Annotated in this window: 22 protein-coding genes; 9 read left to right on the forward strand and 13 right to left on the reverse strand. The window is 70.6% G+C overall.

Annotated features, from left to right (window positions below; genetic code table 11):
• Positions 1–67 precede the first annotated feature (67 nt).
• The 4 genes from mrcB to AB7F93_RS02750 are packed head-to-tail and all read left to right on the forward strand — an operon-like array spanning position 68 to position 3747.
• The gene (gene mrcB / locus AB7F93_RS02735) at positions 68–2368 is read left to right on the forward strand and encodes a penicillin-binding protein 1B (RefSeq protein WP_428301350.1); all 2301 of its coding nucleotides are present in this window, start codon (positions 68–70) and stop codon (positions 2366–2368) included.
• Between the two features lie 14 nt (positions 2369–2382).
• Positions 2383–2892, forward strand: coding sequence for a tetratricopeptide repeat protein (locus AB7F93_RS02740; RefSeq protein WP_428301351.1), 510 nt, complete (start codon positions 2383–2385; stop codon positions 2890–2892).
• Positions 2893–2920: 28 nt separating this feature from the next.
• Positions 2921–3532, forward strand: coding sequence for a sigma-70 family RNA polymerase sigma factor (locus AB7F93_RS02745; RefSeq protein ID WP_428301352.1), 612 nt, complete (start codon positions 2921–2923; stop codon positions 3530–3532).
• Positions 3532–3747: a zf-HC2 domain-containing protein gene (locus AB7F93_RS02750; protein ID WP_428301353.1), complete on the forward strand. Its 216-nt coding sequence runs from the start codon at positions 3532–3534 to the stop codon at positions 3745–3747. The genes AB7F93_RS02745 and AB7F93_RS02750 overlap by 1 nt, the downstream gene beginning before the upstream one ends.
• Positions 3748–3757: 10 nt before the next feature.
• On the opposite strand, the gene AB7F93_RS02755 is transcribed toward AB7F93_RS02750, so the two are convergent.
• From AB7F93_RS02755 to AB7F93_RS02785, 7 genes are all read right to left on the reverse strand, one after another.
• The gene (locus tag AB7F93_RS02755) at positions 3758–4276 is read right to left on the reverse strand and encodes a DoxX family protein (protein ID WP_428301354.1); all 519 of its coding nucleotides are present in this window, start codon (positions 4274–4276) and stop codon (positions 3758–3760) included.
• The gene (locus tag AB7F93_RS02760) at positions 4269–5045 is read right to left on the reverse strand and encodes a DNA-binding domain-containing protein (protein WP_428301355.1); all 777 of its coding nucleotides are present in this window, start codon (positions 5043–5045) and stop codon (positions 4269–4271) included. Before AB7F93_RS02760 ends, AB7F93_RS02755 begins: the two co-directional genes overlap by 8 nt.
• Positions 5042–5920: a DUF692 domain-containing protein gene (locus tag AB7F93_RS02765; RefSeq protein ID WP_428301356.1), complete on the reverse strand. Its 879-nt coding sequence runs from the start codon at positions 5918–5920 to the stop codon at positions 5042–5044. The genes AB7F93_RS02760 and AB7F93_RS02765 overlap by 4 nt, the downstream gene beginning before the upstream one ends.
• 53 nt (positions 5921–5973) lie before the next feature.
• Positions 5974–6276, reverse strand: a complete 303-nt coding sequence (locus tag AB7F93_RS02770; protein ID WP_428301357.1) for a DUF2282 domain-containing protein — start codon at positions 6274–6276, stop codon at positions 5974–5976.
• Positions 6277–6414: 138 nt separating this feature from the next.
• Complete coding sequence (locus tag AB7F93_RS02775; protein WP_428301358.1) at positions 6415–7389, reverse strand: PdxA family dehydrogenase; 975 nt, start codon at positions 7387–7389, stop codon at positions 6415–6417.
• A gap of 147 nt (positions 7390–7536) precedes the next feature.
• A complete protein-coding gene (gene groL, locus AB7F93_RS02780) occupies positions 7537–9195 on the reverse strand; it encodes a chaperonin GroEL (protein WP_428301359.1) in 1659 nt (552 codons plus the stop codon).
• A gap of 41 nt (positions 9196–9236) precedes the next feature.
• The gene (locus tag AB7F93_RS02785; protein ID WP_428301360.1) at positions 9237–9527 is read right to left on the reverse strand and encodes a co-chaperone GroES; all 291 of its coding nucleotides are present in this window, start codon (positions 9525–9527) and stop codon (positions 9237–9239) included.
• Between the two features lie 217 nt (positions 9528–9744).
• Here AB7F93_RS02785 and cutA point away from each other — a divergent pair, with 217 nt between their 5' ends.
• From cutA to AB7F93_RS02800, 3 genes are read left to right on the forward strand one after another with little or no spacing between them, the layout of a single operon-like run.
• Positions 9745–10074: a divalent-cation tolerance protein CutA gene (gene cutA / locus AB7F93_RS02790; RefSeq protein WP_428301361.1), complete on the forward strand. Its 330-nt coding sequence runs from the start codon at positions 9745–9747 to the stop codon at positions 10072–10074.
• Positions 10067–10501 (forward strand): protein-disulfide reductase DsbD domain-containing protein, encoded by a 435-nt coding sequence (locus tag AB7F93_RS02795; protein ID WP_428301362.1) that lies wholly within the window; start codon positions 10067–10069, stop codon positions 10499–10501. Before cutA ends, AB7F93_RS02795 begins: the two co-directional genes overlap by 8 nt.
• Before the next feature lie 8 nt (positions 10502–10509).
• Positions 10510–11040, forward strand: a complete 531-nt coding sequence (locus tag AB7F93_RS02800) for a TlpA family protein disulfide reductase (protein ID WP_428301363.1) — start codon at positions 10510–10512, stop codon at positions 11038–11040.
• A gap of 6 nt (positions 11041–11046) precedes the next feature.
• On the opposite strand, the gene AB7F93_RS02805 is transcribed toward AB7F93_RS02800, so the two are convergent.
• Together AB7F93_RS02805 and AB7F93_RS02810 are read right to left on the reverse strand one after the other, a co-directional pair.
• Positions 11047–13530, reverse strand: a complete 2484-nt coding sequence (locus AB7F93_RS02805; RefSeq protein WP_428301364.1) for an ABC transporter permease — start codon at positions 13528–13530, stop codon at positions 11047–11049.
• The gene (locus AB7F93_RS02810; RefSeq protein ID WP_428301365.1) at positions 13523–14158 is read right to left on the reverse strand and encodes an ABC transporter ATP-binding protein; all 636 of its coding nucleotides are present in this window, start codon (positions 14156–14158) and stop codon (positions 13523–13525) included. The genes AB7F93_RS02805 and AB7F93_RS02810 overlap by 8 nt, the downstream gene beginning before the upstream one ends.
• Before the next feature lie 34 nt (positions 14159–14192).
• Between AB7F93_RS02810 and AB7F93_RS02815 the strand changes: the two genes are divergently transcribed.
• Positions 14193–14816 (forward strand): arylesterase, encoded by a 624-nt coding sequence (locus tag AB7F93_RS02815; RefSeq protein ID WP_428301366.1) that lies wholly within the window; start codon positions 14193–14195, stop codon positions 14814–14816.
• An 8-nt stretch (positions 14817–14824) separates the two neighbouring features.
• On the opposite strand, the gene minE is transcribed toward AB7F93_RS02815, so the two are convergent.
• The 4 genes from minE to AB7F93_RS02835 all read right to left on the reverse strand — a co-directional run bounded on the left by minE (position 14825) and on the right by AB7F93_RS02835 (position 17177).
• Entirely contained in the window at positions 14825–15097 is a 273-nt protein-coding gene (gene minE / locus AB7F93_RS02820) for a cell division topological specificity factor MinE (RefSeq protein WP_428301367.1), read from the reverse strand.
• Positions 15094–15903, reverse strand: coding sequence for a septum site-determining protein MinD (gene minD / locus AB7F93_RS02825; protein ID WP_428301368.1), 810 nt, complete (start codon positions 15901–15903; stop codon positions 15094–15096). Before minD ends, minE begins: the two co-directional genes overlap by 4 nt.
• Positions 15904–15935: 32 nt before the next feature.
• The gene (gene minC / locus AB7F93_RS02830; RefSeq protein ID WP_428301369.1) at positions 15936–16673 is read right to left on the reverse strand and encodes a septum site-determining protein MinC; all 738 of its coding nucleotides are present in this window, start codon (positions 16671–16673) and stop codon (positions 15936–15938) included.
• Positions 16674–16757: 84 nt separating this feature from the next.
• Positions 16758–17177, reverse strand: coding sequence for a TIGR04211 family SH3 domain-containing protein (locus AB7F93_RS02835; protein ID WP_428301370.1), 420 nt, complete (start codon positions 17175–17177; stop codon positions 16758–16760).
• A gap of 176 nt (positions 17178–17353) precedes the next feature.
• Here AB7F93_RS02835 and AB7F93_RS02840 point away from each other — a divergent pair, with 176 nt between their 5' ends.
• Entirely contained in the window at positions 17354–17761 is a 408-nt protein-coding gene (locus tag AB7F93_RS02840) for a hypothetical protein (RefSeq protein ID WP_428301371.1), read from the forward strand.
• The last annotated feature ends 7 nt before the right edge of the window (positions 17762–17768 follow it).

The raw sequence follows: 17768 nt of genomic DNA on the forward strand, positions 1-17768 counted from the left end.
GGGACGTCCAAATCGGTCCGCGGGATAGACTAGTACGTTACGACCGCCGCCGCCCTCCCCCTTGCCGATGCCCCGAAAGCCGCGCTCCCGCCCGTCACGCCGCCGCTGGCTCGGCTGGCTGCTGCCGCTGGTGTTGATCGGTGTCGCGGGGCTGGCGCTGTACGCGGTGCACCTCGACCGGGTCATCCGCGACAAGTTCGAGGGCCAGCGCTGGGCGTTGCCGGCGCGCGTATTCGCCCGGCCGCTGGAGCTCTATACCGGCCTGCCGCTCGACCCGCCGCGGCTGGTCGAGGCACTCGACCGGTTGGGGTACCAACAGGGCGAGCCAACCGGCGTCGGCACCTACGCGGTGCGCGGGCCGCGTGTGCTGGTCTACACGCGCGGGTTTCAGTTCTGGGACGGCGCGGAGCCGCCGCGCAAGGTGGACGTCCGCTTCGATGGCCGGCAGGTGGCGGGCATCTACGGCGACGAGGGCGAGTTGCCGCTGCTGCGCCTGGAGCCGGAGTTCATCGGCGGTTTCTATCCCGCCAGCAACGAGGACCGCCTGCTGGTGCGCCTGCCGGAGGTGCCACCGGCGCTGATCCAGGCGCTGCTGACGCTGGAGGATCGCGATTTTTACAGCCACCACGGCGTGTCGGGGCGGGCCATCGCCCGCGCCCTGTGGGCAGACCTGCGCGCCGGGGCGGTGGTGCAGGGCGGCAGCACGCTCACGCAGCAGCTGGTCAAGAACTACTTCCTCACCGCCGACCGCACCGTGTGGCGCAAGCTCACGGAAGCCATCATGGCGGTGCTGCTGGAAACCCATTACAGCAAGGACGACATCCTGGAGTCGTACCTGAACGAGGTGTTCCTGGGGCAGGTCGGGGCGCGCGGCGTGCACGGCGTGGCGCAGGGCGCGATGCTGTACTTCGGCCGCCCCTTGAGCGAGCTCGATACCGGGCAACTGGCGCTGCTGGCGGGCATGGTGCAGGCGCCGTCGTACTACGACCCGCGGCGTCACCCCGAGCGCGCCACGGCGCGGCGCAACCTCGCCCTGCGCCTGCTCGGCGAGCAGGGGCATCTGACCCCCGAACAGGTGGCTGCCGAGCAGGCCAAGCCGCTGCGCGTGGCGCAGCGAAGCGCCCTCACCATGGCCCGCTACCCGGCCTTTCTGGACATGGTGCGCCGGCAATTGCAGCGCGATTACCCTGAGGACGTGCTGCGCAACGAGGGCCTGCGCATCTTCGCCACCATGGATCCGGCGGTGCAGGTAGCCGCCGAGGCGGCGGTGACCACGCAGGGCGACGCGCTCGCCAAACAGCGGCGGCTGCCGAAACTGCAAATGGCGGCCGTAGCAGCCGACGTCGCCACCGGCGAGGTGCTGGCCGTGGTCGGCGACCGCGACCCGCGCTTCGATGGCTACAACCGGGCGCTCGACGCGCGCCGACAGATCGGCTCACTGGCCAAGCCAGCCACGTATCTCGCCGCCCTGTCGCAGCCAGGGCGTTTCAACCTCGCAAGCCCGCTCGACGACCTGCGCATGTCGGTGCGCCTGCCGGCCGGCAACAGCTGGCAGCCGCGCAACGCCGGCAACGACTACGCCGGGCGCATTCCGCTGCTGCGGGGTCTCGCCGAGTCGCGCAACAGCGCCACCGTGGGGCTCGGCCTGCAGGTAGGCGTCAAGGACGTGGTCAAGACGCTCGGCGCGCTCGGCGTGACACGCGACCTGCCCGAGGTGCCGGCGGTGATGCTGGGCGCGGTCGAGCTCACGCCGTTCGAGGTCACGCGCATGTACCTCACGCTGGCCGCCAATGGCTTTCGCTTGCACCTTCGCAGCATCCACGCGGTCACCGACAAGGACGGCAAGCCGCTCGCGAGCTACCCGCTGTCGGTGGAGCAGAAGCTCGACCCGGCGGCGGTATTCCTGGTCAACACGGCCCTGCAGGAGGTGGTGCGAAACGGCACCGCGCGCGGCCTCGGGCGGGTGCTGCCGGGCCTTAACGTGGCCGGCAAGACCGGCACCACCAACGACAGCCGCGATTCCTGGTTCGCCGGTTTCACCGGAAACACGGTGGCCGCCGTGTGGGTGGGCATGGACGACAACAGCGAGACCGGCCTGTACGGCGCAAGTGGCGCCATGCGCGTGTGGGCCGACCTGATCGGCCGCCTGCCGGCAGTGCCGCTTACCCTGGCACAGCCGCCTGGTATCCACTGGGTGCAGGCGCCGGATGGCCCTTGGCTGCCGGCGGCACAGTGCCCTGGGGGTTTTGGCCTGCCGATTCTGGACGGCGGCGCGCCGCCCGGCGCGGTGCCCTGCGACGGCGCCCCGCTGCCCCAACCCGACCACACGGACGATGAACCATGGCGCTGGCTGCGCAGACTGTTCTGATTGACCGCAGGCCCGTGCGCTACCGGCTGGCGCTGACCGCGCTCGTGCTGGCCGGCTTGGCCGGCTGCGTCAGCGCCCCGCCGCCACGCCCGGAGCCGCCGGCACCCGAACCGCCGCCGGTGCGCCCGGCACCGCCGACGCCCGTGCCCCCGGCGCAGCCCTTGCCCCGGCCGGTGCCGCCGCCGGCGGTAATCCGTCCCGGCCCGCCGCCGTCCGCGCCGCCTGCGGCCGCCACGCCCGCGCCGCAGCCGCCGGCCACCGATTCGCTGCTGGCACTTGCCGACCGGCAGGCCGCCGCGGGCGACGTGGCGCAGGCCGCGGCGCAGCTCGAACGGGCGCTGCGCATCCGCCCGCAGGACCCGCTGCTGTGGCACAAGCTGGCTTGGCTGCGCCTTAAGAACGGCGAGTTCGAGCAGGCCGCGGCACTCGCCGCCCGCTCGGATTCTCTGGCCGGCAACAACGCCGCCCTGCGCGCTGAGAATCGCCGCATCGCGGACCTGGCACAGGCCCGCCAGCGGCCTTGAGCGGATTGCTCCAGGAACCGACACCGCCATGCAGCAGCCCGATGCCCCGCCGAGCGACGCACCCGCCAGTCTCGGCGAACCGCAGTTTCTGGAAACCCTGCGCCGGCAGATGCTGAACTTCGCCCGCCTGCAGCTGCGTGACGACGACCTGGCGCAGGACGTGGTGCAGGAATCGCTGCTGAGTGCGCTCAAGCACGCCAGTGCATTCCGCGGCCAGGCGGCGTTCAAGACCTGGCTGTTCGCCATCGTCAAGCACAAGATCGTCGACGCGCTGCGCGATCGGCGGCGCTGGGTACAGCCCGGCGACGCGCCGGAGACGGATGATGACGACAGCGAGTGGCTGGATCGTCTGTTCGACCAGAGCGGTCACTGGCGCGTCGAACGGCGACCTGCCGAGTGGGCCGATCCGCAGCGCAGTTTCGAGAACGAGCGCTTTTGGCAGGTGTTTACGGCGTGCCTGGACGCCCTGCCGGCGCGTCAGGGCCGGTTTTTCATGATGCGCGAGCATCTCGGCCTGGGCAGCGACGAGATTTGCGCGATCGCCGGCCTCACGCGGACCAATCTGCACGTCATCCTGCACCGCGCGCGCCTGCGCTTGCGCGAGTGCCTGCACAGCGGCTGGTTCGGGGGGAACCCGTGATGCTCAATTGCCGGGAAAGCACGGCGCTGATGTCCGAGGCGCGCGAGCGTGACCTCACGCTGGCCGAGCGTCTGGGGCTGCGGCTGCATTGGGCCATGTGCAGCGCCTGTCGGCGCTTTGACCGCCAGCTCGACGTGCTGCGCGCCGCCGCACGGCGCTACGCGGCCCGCGACGACCGCATCACCTCGGATCAGGACGACGCACCGCCGCGGTGAACGTCGCCCGTCAGCGGACGGGTCGCCGGCAGCGGGCCGCCAGCCAGTGGTCGATCGACAGCGCTCCCGGCCCTCTGGCGGCAAGATAAAGCAGCACCGTCGCCCACACGCCGTGGGTCGGGTAGGCGCCCGGGTACACGAACAGCTGAATCACCAGCGTCATCCCCAGCAACCCCAGCGCCGACAGGCGCGTGGCGAGACCCAGCAGGATCAGGACCGGCAGCACGTGCTCGGCCACGGCCGCGGCAGTGGCCGCCCACACCGGCGGGATCAGCGGCAGGGCGTATTCGTTTTCGAACAGGAACACGGCGCTGTCGGACAACCTCGGCCAGCCGAGCTGAAGCGTGCCCTGCACCAGGTCGACGGCGAACCCCTCGACCTTGGTCTGGCCGGACAGCCAGAACACGGCGGCGATGGAAAAGCGGCCGAGCAGCGCGATCAGGCTGTCCGGGATGCGCGACAGCAGCGTGTTGACGCAGGTGAGCGTGCGGATCGGCGCGGCGAGCGGCCGTGCAGTGATGTCATTCATTGGCAATCTCCGTAGCTTCGATGGCGACGAGCGCACCGCTGCGGATCAGTGCGGCCAGCGTGGCCGGCAGGTCGAGCGTGAGGCCCTCGGCGGCCACCAGGTCCAGCGCTGCCCCAAGGGGCTGGTCAGCGAGCAGTGCCGCGGAAAAGACGCCGGCCGCAGCCACGACCGGGATCACATGCACGTCAAGATCGCGGCGCAGCACCCAGGCGGTTTCAGGCGTGCGCGGGTCGATCGCTGCGAGCTCACCCGCGCCCTGGTGTGCCGCCCAGATCGACACCGCAGCGCAGTCCGCGCGCAGCACCGCGAACGAGGGGTGCAGCCGCAGCCGCCAGCGAGGCAAATCGGGCGCGGCGGCCAGGCGCGCGGCGATCTGCACAGCCGCCAACGGCGTCGCATCGGCAGCGTGCAGCGCCACCAGGCGCAGCCATTCGAGACGCGCCACGTCCGGCAGACAAGGCACGGCCTGAGCAGGATCGAAGTCGCGGATGAAGTCCGGAAAGCCCGCGCCGTACTCGGCCATCACGGGCCCGGTCGGCGGTTGCGCGCGTACGAAATCGCGGCCCATGGCGCGAAAGAACCCGTCGCCCACCAGCTCGCGCGTCACCGGAAACGTGTCCGCCAGCACGCCGAGCAGCGACATCACCACGTTGTTGCGATACACGGCGAGCCGCGCGGTCGGGTCCGACCCGTTGCAGGTGCGCAGATCCGCCGGCGCCGGCAGGTCCGGGTCGAGCAGCGCGCGGGCGAAGGCGGCCTGATCGTTCATGCCGGCAGCGTCCGAGTCCCGCGTCCGGCGGCGTGCAGGACGCGCTCGGCCTGGCGTGCCTCGGCCAGCAGCGCGTCGAAGCCGGGCACGTCGTGGTCGCGCTCGATCAGCGTCGGCACCGGGCCAGTGAGTCCTATCGCCTGCTCGTAAAGATTCCAGACGGCGCGCGCCACCGGCGCGCCGTGGGTGTCGATCAGCAGTGGGTCGCCAGCGGCATCAATGTCCACGGCGTGGCCCGCGAGGTGAATCTCGCCGACCGCGTGCAGTGGCAGGGCGGCGAGTTCGGCTAACGCATCGCGGCCGTGGTTGACACAGGACACGTACAGATTGTTCATGTCGAGCAGCAGCCCGCAGCCGGTGCGGCGCACCACCTTGGCGATGAACGTGGCTTCCGGCAGGGTCGAGGCGCGGCTTTCGAGATACGTGGCCGGGTTCTCCAGCAGCAGACGCCTCTGTAGTCGGTCCTGGACGCGATCCACGTGCGCACACACCCGCGCCAGCGTTCGCTCGTCGTAGACCACCGGCAGCAGGTCGTTCAGGCACACCGAGCCGTGGCGCGACCAGGCGAGGTGTTCCGAGAACCACTGCGGCTCGTAGCGCGCCAGCAGCGTTGCCAGGCGATCGAGGTGCGTGAGATTCAGCTGATCCCCGCCGATCGACAGGCCAACGCCATGCACCGACAGCGGATAGTGCTCCGCGATGCGCCCGAGGTAGTGATGAAACGGGCCGCCGGCGCCGAGGTAGTTCTCGGCGTGCACCTCGAAGAAGCCAAGCGCCGGGCGGGCGTCGAGGATGTCGCGGAAATGCTGGGGCTTGAGGCCGACACCCGCGCCGGGGGCCGACGGGCAGGCGGACGCCAGGCGCCTCGCCTTCATTGACAGTGACGCCGCCACGACGGCACCCGGCCCCGCCCGTCGATGCCGCCCGCCTATTTCTCGGCGAACTCGGCGAGCTGGCCGAAGCCGGTGGGCGAGCTCGGCGAGGCGGTCTTCTCGCACGTGCCCTTGGGCACCGCCTTCCAGGCATTGCCCTGATGATCGCGCACCGAGGTGCCGGCGCAGGTGGTGCCGGGGCCGGCGGCGCAGTCGTTCTTGCCCTTCAGCGCCACGCCGAAGCATTTCTCCTGCTCGGTCGCCGCCTCGGCCGGCGCCGTGGCGAGCGTGAGCGCCAGGCCGAACGCCGCGGCAAGGCCGGTGCCGGCCAGGGACAGGGTTGAATGGTTGCGTGCCATGGTTGCCTTACCTCTGTTGGGGGATCGCCAGCGGCCCGATGCCGCCGACGACGGGCGACACGGTGCGGTGGTCCGCACCGGTCGCCAGGCAATAGACGCGGCACGCGCGGATTTCTTACAGAGGTGCTTGCTGCCCGATCAGGCCGCGGCAAAACCCTTGCCGGCGGCGAACTGCGCGCACTGGTTGAGCGCCGCCAGCATCATGGCGTGGCTCGCTTGCCCCGTGCCGGCAATGTCGAAGGCGGTGCCGTGGCCGACCGTCATGAACAGGTACGGCATGCCGATGAAGCCGCCGCAGTTACCCTCGAAGCCCCAGGTCTTGAGCGCGATGTGGCCCTGGTCGTGGCACATGGCGACCACCACGTCGTAGCGGCCGTCGATGCAGTGCCGGAACACGGTGTCCGGCGAAATGGGACCCGCAACGTCGATGCCGTCCGCGCGCGCCTGCGCGACGCCGGGCGCGATGGCGGCGTCCTCCTCCGGGCCGTGGGCGTGCGGGTTCAGGCCCGCCACGCCGATGCGCGGGTTCGCCACGCCCCAGCCGCGCAGCGTGTCGTGCGTCAAGCGAATCGAGCGCCCCACGAGATCGGCCGTGAGGCCAGCGCACACGTCGCGCAGGTACACGTGATCGAAGATGTGCGTGATGCGCAGCGGCCCCGAGAACAGCGTCAGCAGGCGCTCGCCGGGCTTGGCGTTCATGAGCGCACCGAGCGCGCCGGCGGCGGCCATGGCCTCGGAATTGATCGGCCCCATCACGAGCCCAGCCACCTGGCCCGACGTGGCCAGCGCCTGCGCCTGGCCGATCCAACGCCCGACAGCGGCACCGCAGGCGGCGCGCTCCTGGCCGTAAACCATCTCGGCCGGGTCGAGCTCGCCGTCGTCCAGAATGCTGATCACGCGCGGATCGTCCCGCACCGCGTCCACCGAGGCGACCGGCTCGACTCTTAAATCCGCGCCGGCCACCTTGACGCCACGTCGCATGCTCTCGGCGCTGCCGATAAATGCAAGGCGCGCCAGCCGCTGCGGCTGGCCGGTCGCCACGGCCTTGGCGAGAATTTCCGGCCCCACGCCGCAGGGGTCGCCGATGGTGACGGCGAGGGTGGGTTTGCTCATGGTTTTCTCCTCCTGTCGTTGGCAGCTCTGCGGCCACCGGTGTGTGATCGCAAGCGTCCCACGGAGACACGCGCAGCGGCAATAAAAAACCCCGGGCGCCTTGTGGGCACCCGGGGTTTCGGACTGCAAGCGGACTGTCTATCCGCTTTACATCATGTCCATACCGCCCATGCCACCCATGCCGCCCATGCCACCCGGCATGCCGCCACCGGCCGCTTCCTTCTTCTCCGGGGCTTCCGCCACCGCACACTCGGTGGTGATCAGGAGACCCGCAATCGAGGCGGCGTTCTGCAGCGCCACGCGCGTCACCTTGGCCGGGTCCAGGATGCCCATGGCCACCATGTCGCCGTACTCGCCGGAGCCGGCGTTGTAGCCGAAGTTGGCCTCGCCGTTGGTGCGGACCTTGTCCAGCACCACCGACGGCTCCTCACCGGCGTTGGCGACGATCTGGCGCAGCGGCTCGTCCATGGCCCGCAGCGCGATGCGCACGCCGACGTTCTGGTCCTCGTTGATGCCCTTGACGTCGCGAATCTTGGCCGCCGCGCGCACCAGCGCCACGCCGCCGCCCGGCACCACGCCTTCTTCCACCGCCGCACGGGTGGCGTGCAGGGCGTCTTCCACGCGGGCCTTCTTTTCCTTCATCTCGACTTCGGTGGCGGCACCGACCTTGATCACCGCCACACCGCCGGACAGCTTGGCGGCGCGTTCCTGCAGCTTCTCCTTGTCGTAATCGGAGGAGGTGTCCTCGATCTGACGGTTGATCTGCTTGATGCGGGCCTGGATGTCGTCGGCCTTGCCGGCGCCGTCGATGAGGGTGGTGTTGTCCTTGTCCACCTGCACCTTCTTGGCCTGACCGAGGTCTTCCAGGGTGGCCTTCTCCAGCGTCATGCCGGTCTCTTCGGCGATCACGGTGCCGCCGGTCAGGATGGCCATGTCTTCCAGCATCGCCTTGCGACGGTCACCGAAGCCCGGCGCCTTCACGGCGCACACCTTCACGATGCCGCGGATGTTGTTGACCACCAGCGTGGCCAGCGCCTCGCCCTCGACGTCCTCGGCCACCACCAGCAGGCTGCGGCCGGACTTGGCGACCGCTTCCAGCACCGGCAGCATCTCGCGGATGTTCGAGATCTTTTTGTCGTAGAGCAGGATCAGCGGGTTGTCCAGCTCCACGTTCATGGACTGCTGGTTGTTGATGAAATACGGCGACAGATAGCCGCGGTCGAACTGCATGCCCTCGACCAGGTCGAGCTGGTTCTCCAGGCTCTGGCCTTCCTCGACCGTGATCACGCCCTGCTTGCCGACCTTGTCCATGGCGTCGGCGATGATCTCGCCGACCGAGGTGTCGGAGTTGGCGGAGATGGTGCCGACCTGCGCGATCGACTTGCGATCCGTGCAGGGCTTCGACAGCTTCTTGATTTCCTCGACGGCGGCGGCGACGGCCTTGTCCAGACCACGCTTCAGATCCATCGGGTTCATGCCGGCGGCGACCGCCTTCATGCCCTCGACGGCGATCGACTGCGCCAGCACGGTGGCGGTGGTGGTGCCGTCACCGGCCTCGTCGGAGGTGTGCGAGGCCACCTCTTTCACCATCTGCGCGCCCATGTTCTCGAGCTTGTCGGCCAGCTCGATTTCCTTGGCCACGGACACGCCGTCCTTGGTGATGGTCGGGGCGCCGAAGGACTTCTCCAGCACCGCGTTGCGGCCCTTGGGACCCAGCGTGACCTTGACCGCGTTGGCCAGAACGTTGACGCCCTTCATCATCGCGGTGCGGGCGTCGGACCCGAAATGCACCTGTTTGGCTGCCATTGCTGCAATTCCTCAGTGAATGTCTTGTGGGGAGCGCGCGCTCAGTTCTCGACGACGCCCATCAGGTCGTCCTCGCGCATGACCAGCACTTCCTGGTCGCCGAGCTTGACCTCGGTGCCCGAGTACTTGCCGAACAGCACGCGGTCGCCGACCTTGACCTGCAGGTGGCGCACTTCGCCGTTGTCCAGAATCTTGCCGGGACCAACCGCGAGCACCTCGCCCTGGACCGGTTTTTCGGTGGCGGAGTCGGGCAGTACAATGCCGCCCGGGCTCTTGCGTTCCTCTTCCATGCGCTTGATCACGACGCGGTCGTGAAGGGGACGAATGTTCATTTCAAGCCTCCAGTAATGGATTTGCGCGAACAAACCGGCCGGCACCAGACCGCCGAGGCGGCTGCCGGAATCGTTTAGCACTCTCGTGCGAAGAGTGCCAAATGATAGGCGCTGACCTTGTCGCGTCAAGGGGGCGCGTCAATGGCCTCGCCGACCGGGCAGGCGCAACATGGGGCCGCTAAGGACGCTTTCAAGGCCCGCTCCACCGACTCGCCTCATGACCACCGACACCCCGCCGTACCGCCTGCTGCTGTCGGCCTGCCCCGATGCCGCCACCGCCGAGCGCATCGCCACCGCGCTGGTCGAGGAGCGGCTCGCCGCCTGCGTCACCGCGCTGCCGGGTGCGCGCTCGGTGTACCGCTGGCAGGGCGCGATCGAACACGCCGACGAGTGCGTGCTGCTCATCAAGGCCCGCGCGGCCGACTACCCGGCGCTCGAACAGCGCCTGCTGGCGCTGCATCCCTACGACGTCCCGGAACTGTTGGCGCTGCCGGTGCTGGCCGGCAACCCGGCGTACCTCGCCTGGCTGGAGGCGCGCGGTGGGTAGGGCGTTGCGGGTGGCTCTGGCGGTGCTGGCTGGCCTGTCGTTGGCCCCCGGCGTGCGGGCCGACATCGCCGAACTGCTGGGCGGCTCGCCGCAGGTGTTAAGCCCGCAGCAGGCCTTCGCGCCCGAGCTTGTGGCCGGCACTGATGGCATGCTGGAGCTGCGGTTCACTATCGCCCCGGGCCATTACCTGTACCGCGACCGGCTGGCCGTGACGGGCGCCGACGGCGCCGCGCTCGCCCCGGCGCTACCGGCGGGAGAGCCGTACGACGATGCCGAGTTCGGCCGGGTCACCGTCCTGCGCGGCCCGCAGCGCATCGCGCTCGGCATCCCCGCCCGCCCGGGCGCCGGCATCGACCTGCGCTACCAGGGCTGCGCCGAGGGCCGCCTCTGCTACGCGCCGGTCCGCCTCCACCTGCAACTGCCCTGAGCCCCCGCATGAGTTTTCGCAAGCGATTCGGCATCGCCACCGTACTGCTGCTGGCGCTCGCGGCCGGCATGGCCGTGCGTACCTACCTGCTGCCCGGCCCCATGCTGGAGGCGGTCAGCGATGGAACCCAGGTCGAGGACTTTGCGCTGCCCGACCTCGACGGCCGGACGCGGCGGCTGTCGGAGTTCGCCGGCAAGACGGTGGTGCTCAATTTCTGGGCGAGCTGGTGCGGGCCGTGCCTCGAAGAGATTCCGGACTTCATCGCGCTGCAAAGCCGCTACGGCACACACGGCGTGCAGTTTCTCGGCGTGGCGGTGGAGGACGCCGCCGCGGCGCAGAAGATGGCCGCGCGCATGAACATGAACTACCCGAGCCTGGTCGGTGATCTCGACGCCATGGACATCGCCCGGCGCCTGGGCAACACCGTGGGCGCCCTGCCCTACACCGTCATCATCGGCCCTGATGGCAGGGAACGCGCGCGCCTGGCCGGTCGTGCCGATCCGGCCGACGTCGAAAGGTGGCTGAAGACGGCCCCCTGACGAAGCTCACTCGCCGCGCAGGCTCTGCGCGGGTGGCGTGGCCAGCACGCGCCGCGCCCCCAACCGGCCGGTGAGGGTGACCAGACCGGTGGCCAGCAGCACCGTCGCCAGCAGCGCCAGCGCATTCGGTCGGTAGGGAATGTCGAGATAGCGCAGGCAGGCAAACGCCCCGGCGGCCACTGCCGCCCCACAGCCGAGCAGCGCCGCGGCGCCGCCGAGCAGGGCGAAGCGCAGGTTGTAGACGGCGCCGAGCTGCCGGCGGCTGGCGCCGAGCGTGCGCAGCACGGCCGCTTCCGTGAGCAGGCGGCTGCGCTCGGCGAGCACCGCCGCCAGCAGTACGGCAAGCCCCGCCAGCAGCGTGAACACGGCCAGAAATCCCGTCGCGCGGGACAGTTGCGCCACCATGTCCTGCAACGTCGCGGTCATGGCTTCGAGGTCGATCACGGTCAGATTCGGAAACGGCTGCACCAGCGCGTGCAGCAGGGCGTCGGCGCGCGCCGGGTCGATACGGTAGGCGGTGACGTAGGTAGCCGGCGCCTCGCCCAGCGCGCCCGGCGCGAACACCACGAAGAAATTGCTGCGCAGACTCTCCCAGTTCACCTCGCGCAGCGAGGTGACGGTGCCGGTGACCGGCTGGCCGCCGATGTCGAACGTGAGCGTGTCGCCCAGCCCGACGCCGACCTCGGCGGCCCATTCCTGCTCCAGCGAGATCTGCGGTTCGGTGGCATCCGCCGTCCACCACCGCCCGGCCACCAGACGGTTGCCGGGTTCGGGCTCGGCGCGCCAGGTGAGGTTGTTCTCGCGCTCCAGAAAACGCCGTGCGCGTTCGGTCTTGGGTGGCGGCGGCGGCTGGCCGTCGACGGCGACCAGCCGCGCCCGCACCATCGGGCGCAGGTCCACGCCCTGGGCGCCGCCCGCGGCCAGCACCTGCGCCACCGCGTCGCGCTGGTCGGGCTGCACGTCGATCAGGAAGCGGTTCGGCGCGTCCGGCGGCACGCGCATCTGCCACTGCTTGAGCAGGTCGGCCTCGACCAGCGCTGGCGTGACGATGGCGAGCACGCCAAAGCCGAGCGCCGCCACCGCGAGCACGGTGTGCGCCGGCGCGCGGCCGAACGCCGCCGCCGCGTAACGCCAGGCGAACGGCCCCCGCACCGATGCGCGCCGCGCGGCGCGCGCCAGGAGGCGCGCACCGACGCCGAACAGCAGCGCCGCGCCGAGCAGCACGCCAAGACCGAGCAGCCCGCGCATGGCGCTGGCGCCAAGCCAGCCATACACGGCGCCGCACAGCAGCAGCGCGATGGCGAGACCTGCGGTTTCCGTGCGCGCGAAGCCGCGCTCGACCTCGCCCTCGCTCGGCGCGCGCAGCACGGCGGCGGGGGGTGTCGCGCCCAGGCGCAGCAGCGGCGGCGTGGCTACGGCGAGCGCCACCAGCAGCGCAAGACCCAGCGCCACCGGCAGCAGGCCGGCATCGGCGGGCGGCAGATCGGTCGGTACGAGACCGCGCAGCAGCACCGGCAGCAGGCGTTCGAGGCCGGTCCCGGCCGCCGCGCCGAGCAGCCCGCCCAGCAGCGCCACCGTCGCCACCAGGCCCGCGTAGGCGAGCAGCACGAGGCGCCGGCTGGCGCCGAGCGCCTTCAGCGCCGCGGCGGCGGACAGGCGCTTCTCGGTGAGGTTTGAGGCGGCGAGCACCACCGCGGCGGCGGCCAGCACCACGCCGGCGAGCGCGACCAGGCGCAGAAAGTCCGCCGCCTGACGGGTGAGGTTGCGCGTTTCGTCGAGGCCCTCGTCGGCGGTCTCGACCGTGAGCCCGTCCGGCAGGGCGCGCGCCAGTGCCTTGATCAGCTGGGCCGCCTCACCGGGCGGCGGCGCGTAGAGCAGGCGGCTGCGGATGCGGCTTTGCGGGGACACCAGGCGCGTGGCCGGCAGGTCGGCGAGGTTCAGCAGCACCCGCGGGCCGATGCTGAAGGCGCCGGCCACGCGGTCCGGCTCGTGCTCGATGACACCCGCCACGGTGAACGACGCATGGCCCAGGTCGAGCGCCTGCCCGACGGCGACGCCGAGCTGCGCGAGCAGCACCGGCTCCGCCCACACCGTGCCGGGAGCCGGCGCCTTCTGGACGCCGCGGTCCGCGATGCGCAGCTCGCCGAGCAGCGGGTAGGCGGCATCCACCGCCTTCAGTTCCACCAGCCGCAGCCGCTCGCCGACCGCTGCCATGGTGGGCAGCTCGACCAGCACCGCGGCGGGCTTGAGCGCCACCGGCAGGCTGTCCGCCACCGGGCGCAGGTCGCGCTGCGCGGCGACGCGCACGGAGCCACCCAGCAGCGTCGCGGCGCGGGCGTCGATGCCGGCCTGCACGCGTTGCGCAAACCCGCTCACGCTGGCGAGCGCCGCGACGCCTATCGCGACCGCCAGCAGCATGGCCCACAGCAGCGGGTCCGGGCGGCGCAGCTCGCCGTGCAACAGGCGGGCGGCGGTGCGCAGCTCAGTCATGGTCGGTGAGGCGCCCGGCGCGCAGCAGCAGGCGGCGGTCGACACGAGCGGCGAGCGCGTCGTCGTGCGTGACGACCACCAGCGTGGTGCCGGCGGCGCGGTTCAGCTCGAACATCAGCGCCAGCACCGCTTCGGCGCTCGCGCGGTCGAGGCTGCCGGTCGGCTCGTCGGCGAACAGCACCTGCGGGCGGCCGACGAAGGCGCGCGCCAGCGCCACGCGCTGCTGCTCGCCGCCGGACAGCGTCGGCGGGTAGTGGCGGGCGCGCTCGGCGAGCCCGACCCGCGCCAGCATCTCACGCGCCCGGGCGCGGGCGTCGGCGTCGCCGCGCAGTTCGAGCGGCAGCGCCACGTTGTCGAGCGCACTCAGGTTCCCGAGCAACTGAAAGTTCTGGAACACGAACCCGACCTGCTCGCGGCGCAGCGCCGCGCGGGCGTCCTCGTCGAGCGCGGTCAGCTCCTGCTCCGCCAGCCACAGGCGACCGGCCGACGGCACGTCAAGCCCCGCCAGCAGCGCCAGCAGCGTCGTCTTGCCGCTGCCCGAAGGGCCGACGATGGCGCAGCGCTCACCGGCCGCAATGGTGAGATCGACCGGCTGTAGGATGTCGAGCCTTCCCTGCGGCGAGGACACCCACTTGGCGACTCCCTGGGCACGTATCACTTGCGTGCTGCTCCTGTTGCTGGCTGGCGGCCTGCGGGCGGCCAGCGCGCCGCCGGCGGGTTCGATTCTGGTGATCGGCGACAGCCTGTCGGCGGGCTATGGATTGCCGAACGGTGCCGCCTGGCCGGCGTTGCTGGCCGGGCGCATGGCCGAGCGCGCGCCGGACTGGTCCGTGGTCAACGCGGCCATCAGCGGCGACACCAGCGCCGGTGGCCGGGCGCGCCTGCCGGCGCTGCTGCAACGCGAGCGCCCGGCGCTGGTACTGATCGAGCTTGGTGCCAACGACGCGCTGCGCGGTCAGCCGCTCGCCGCCACCGCCGACAACCTGCGCGCCATGATCGACGCCGCCGAACAGGCCGGCGCGCGGGTGGGCCTCATCGGCATGCAGATTCCGCCGAACTTTGGCCCCGTCTACACGCGCCAGTTCCGCGACATGTTCAGGAAAGTCGCCGCCGACGCTGGCGTGCCGCTGCTCGACTTCCTGCTGGAACCGATCGCGCACGCGCCGGACCTGTTCCAGGACGACGGCATCCACCCTACCGCCGCCGCGCAAGGCCCGATCGCCGATCACGTGGCGCTATGGCTGCACGCCGCGTTCGGCGTGCCGGCGCTGGCCGCCGGCGGCTGACGGCCCGCTCAGCCGCGGGCGCTGGCGGCCGGCTGGTCCGGCAGCGTGATGTTGAGTTCCAGGATGTCGCAGTCGCCCTGGTGGTCCACGTCCACCTTGACCGCGCTGTCCTCCACCGTCACGTAGCGGCGCACCACTTCCAGCAGATCGCGCTGCAAATTGGCGAAATAGGCCGGGCGCGACTGCTCGCGCCGCTGGTGGGCGACCACGATCTGCAGGCGCTCCTTGGCCGTGGAGGCGCTGCTTTTGCGGCTGCTGCGCAGGAATTCGATGATCCTCATGCGCGCGCTCCGAACAGCCGCCGCAGGATGCCGCGCTCCTCGGTGATGAAGCGCAGCGGCTTTTCCTCGCCAAGAAACCGCGCCACCGTGTCGCTGTACGCCTGCGCCGCGTCGCTGGCCTGCTCCAGAATCACAGGCGTGCCGGCGTTCGACGCCGCGAGCACGGTCGGCGATTCCGGAATCACGCCGAGCAGCGGAATGCCGAGGATGTCGCCGACGTCGTCGAGCGACAGCATCTCGCCCTTGCCGACGCGCTTTGGCGAGTAGCGCGTCACGATCAGGTGCTCGCGCACGCGGCCGCCTTGTTCCGCCGCCCGCGTCTTGCTGGACAGCAGTCCCAGGATGCGGTCCGAATCTCGCACCGACGAGACTTCCGGGTTGGTCACCACCAGCGCCTCGTCGGCGAAGTACATGGCCAGATGCGCGCCCTTTTCGATGCCGGCCGGCGAGTCGCACAGGATATAGTCGAACTCCTTGGCAAGATCGTCCAGCACGCGGCCGACGCCCTCCAGCGTGAGCGCGTCCTTGTCGCGCGTCTGGGACGCGGCGAGGATGGCCAGGCCCTCCACGCGCTTGTCGCGGATCAGCGCCTGATTCAGCTGCGCCTCGCCGTGGATGACATTCACGAAGTCGTACACCACGCGCCGCTCGACGCCCATGATGAGGTCGAGATTGCGCAGCCCGACGTCGAAGTCGATCAGCACGGTCTTGTGCCCGCGCAGCGCCAGGCCGGTGCCGAACGCGGCGCTGGTGGTGGTCTTGCCGACCCCGCCCTTGCCTGAGGTGGTGACGATGATGCGTGCCAAAAGAGTGCTCCTCGTATGCCCGGTGTAGCCGCCTACAGCGCGGCAGTCACCAGGTCTTCGCCGCTGAGATAAACCTGCGCCGGCCGGCCACGCAGCGCAGGGTCAATGTCGTCCGCCACCTGAAAACAGCCGGCCACGGCGACCAGTTCCGCATCAAGCGCGCGGCAGTAGATGCGCGCCGTGGTGTCGCCACGCAGCCCCGCCAGCGCCCGCCCGCGCAGCGGGCCGTAGACGTGGATGTGGCCTTCCGCCAGCAGCTCGGCACCCGGGCTGACCGGCGCCATGACGATCAGATCGCCGCGCGAGTACACCTGCTGGCCCGAGCGCACCGGCTGCGTCACGAGCCGCGTCGGCGCGGGCTCAGGCGGACTGCCGGGGGTCGCTTCCGCAATGTCTGCCGCGCTCAGCGGTGGCTCGTCCGGGGCCGGCGGCGGGGCGGGCTCGGCATCCACCGGCAGCCGCGCCTCGCCGAGCACGCCCAAGCCCAGCGCCGCGGCTTCGGTCGCCAACGCATCGCCGCCGCCTCGCACCGCCACCGGCACGAAGCCGAGGCCGGCGATCAGCGCGCGAAGGCCCGGCAGGTCGAGCGCCGCCGGGTCTGTGAGGTCGGCCAGATCGATCAGCAGCGGCGCCCGGTCGAACAAGGCCGGCGCCTGCGCCACCCGCGCCGCGAGACCGGCCTCGATTTCGGACAAATCGGTACTGAGCGGCTTCAGGATGGACAGCGTGACCAGGCTGCCCTTGAGCCGAAACGGGGGGCTCGCGGCCATTGGGAAAATCGTGTTGGAGGACGCCGCGCTTCGGCGGCGCCGGTACCTTAGCAGAGGGTGGGGTGGGCGCCTAGCCGCCCGGGATCAGCGAAACCCGCCGTAACCGCGACGCCGTCGCCCGCGCAGCAACGGCAACAGCAAACCCAACAGCAGGCCGCAGCCCAGCACCGCCGCGCCGTTGACGAACCACCGGCGCCGCTCGTCGGTGCGCAGGCCGGCGTTCTCCTCGCGCAGCCCGTCGAGCTGGGCCTGCACGTTCTGCAGCTGCTGATCGAGCTGCCGATTCTGGTCCGCCAGCGCGGCGGCTTTGGCAACCGACTCCTGCAGCGCTGGCTGCTGCGCCACGAGTGCGTCGTGTTCACGTTGCAGCGCGCGCAGCGCGCGGACCGGATCGACGTCGGCCGCAGCCGTTGTGCTCGCAGTCGCGGCGGGCTCGACGGCGGCGGCTCGTCCATTCAACAGCACTGCCAGGGCGAGCAGGAAGACACTGCGGTTGCGGGTCATGATGTCTGTCTCGGGCAGGTCGGCCCGGCATTCTAGTCCACCGCCGGCAAAGGGCTGGGACCGCCGCCGTGGCCGGTTCCGGGGCGGCACAGCGGCGGCCGGGTGCTAGACTTCGCGGGCGCGGTCCGTCGAATTCCATAGCTTTCCCCGTTCGTATCCGGGACAGAGCGATGCGGATGCGCATTCTCGAGGCGGCAAAGCACTGGTTGCGTGAACATGAAAAGGAAAACCGCTTCCGGCGCATCGTGTGCGGTAATGGATTCTCGACCAAACTCGCAAACCCTTCTCGCACTGTGCCGCTATTGTTTCTCAGTCGGGAACTATCAATCTGGTCAGCCATGCCCTATCTGATCGTCAAACAGACCAAGAAGACGCTTTCCAAAGGCAAGTTTCTGGATCGGGAAAGCGGCGAGATCTTCGAGCGTGAGCGGCTTACTACGGACCGCGAGTCGTACCTGAACAGCGCCGAGCCGGTGTGCTGGGTGCCGTGGATCGACATGGCGCTCACGTTCTCCAGCCGTGCCAAGGCCGAGGAAGTCCGTCGCAACCTGCCGCAGGATGGCATTTCGATCGAAGCCATCTAGGCGCTGC

The sequence above is a fragment of the Immundisolibacter sp. genome, assembly GCF_050250495.1.
Taxonomy (GTDB): Bacteria; Pseudomonadota; Gammaproteobacteria; order Immundisolibacterales; family Immundisolibacteraceae; genus Immundisolibacter.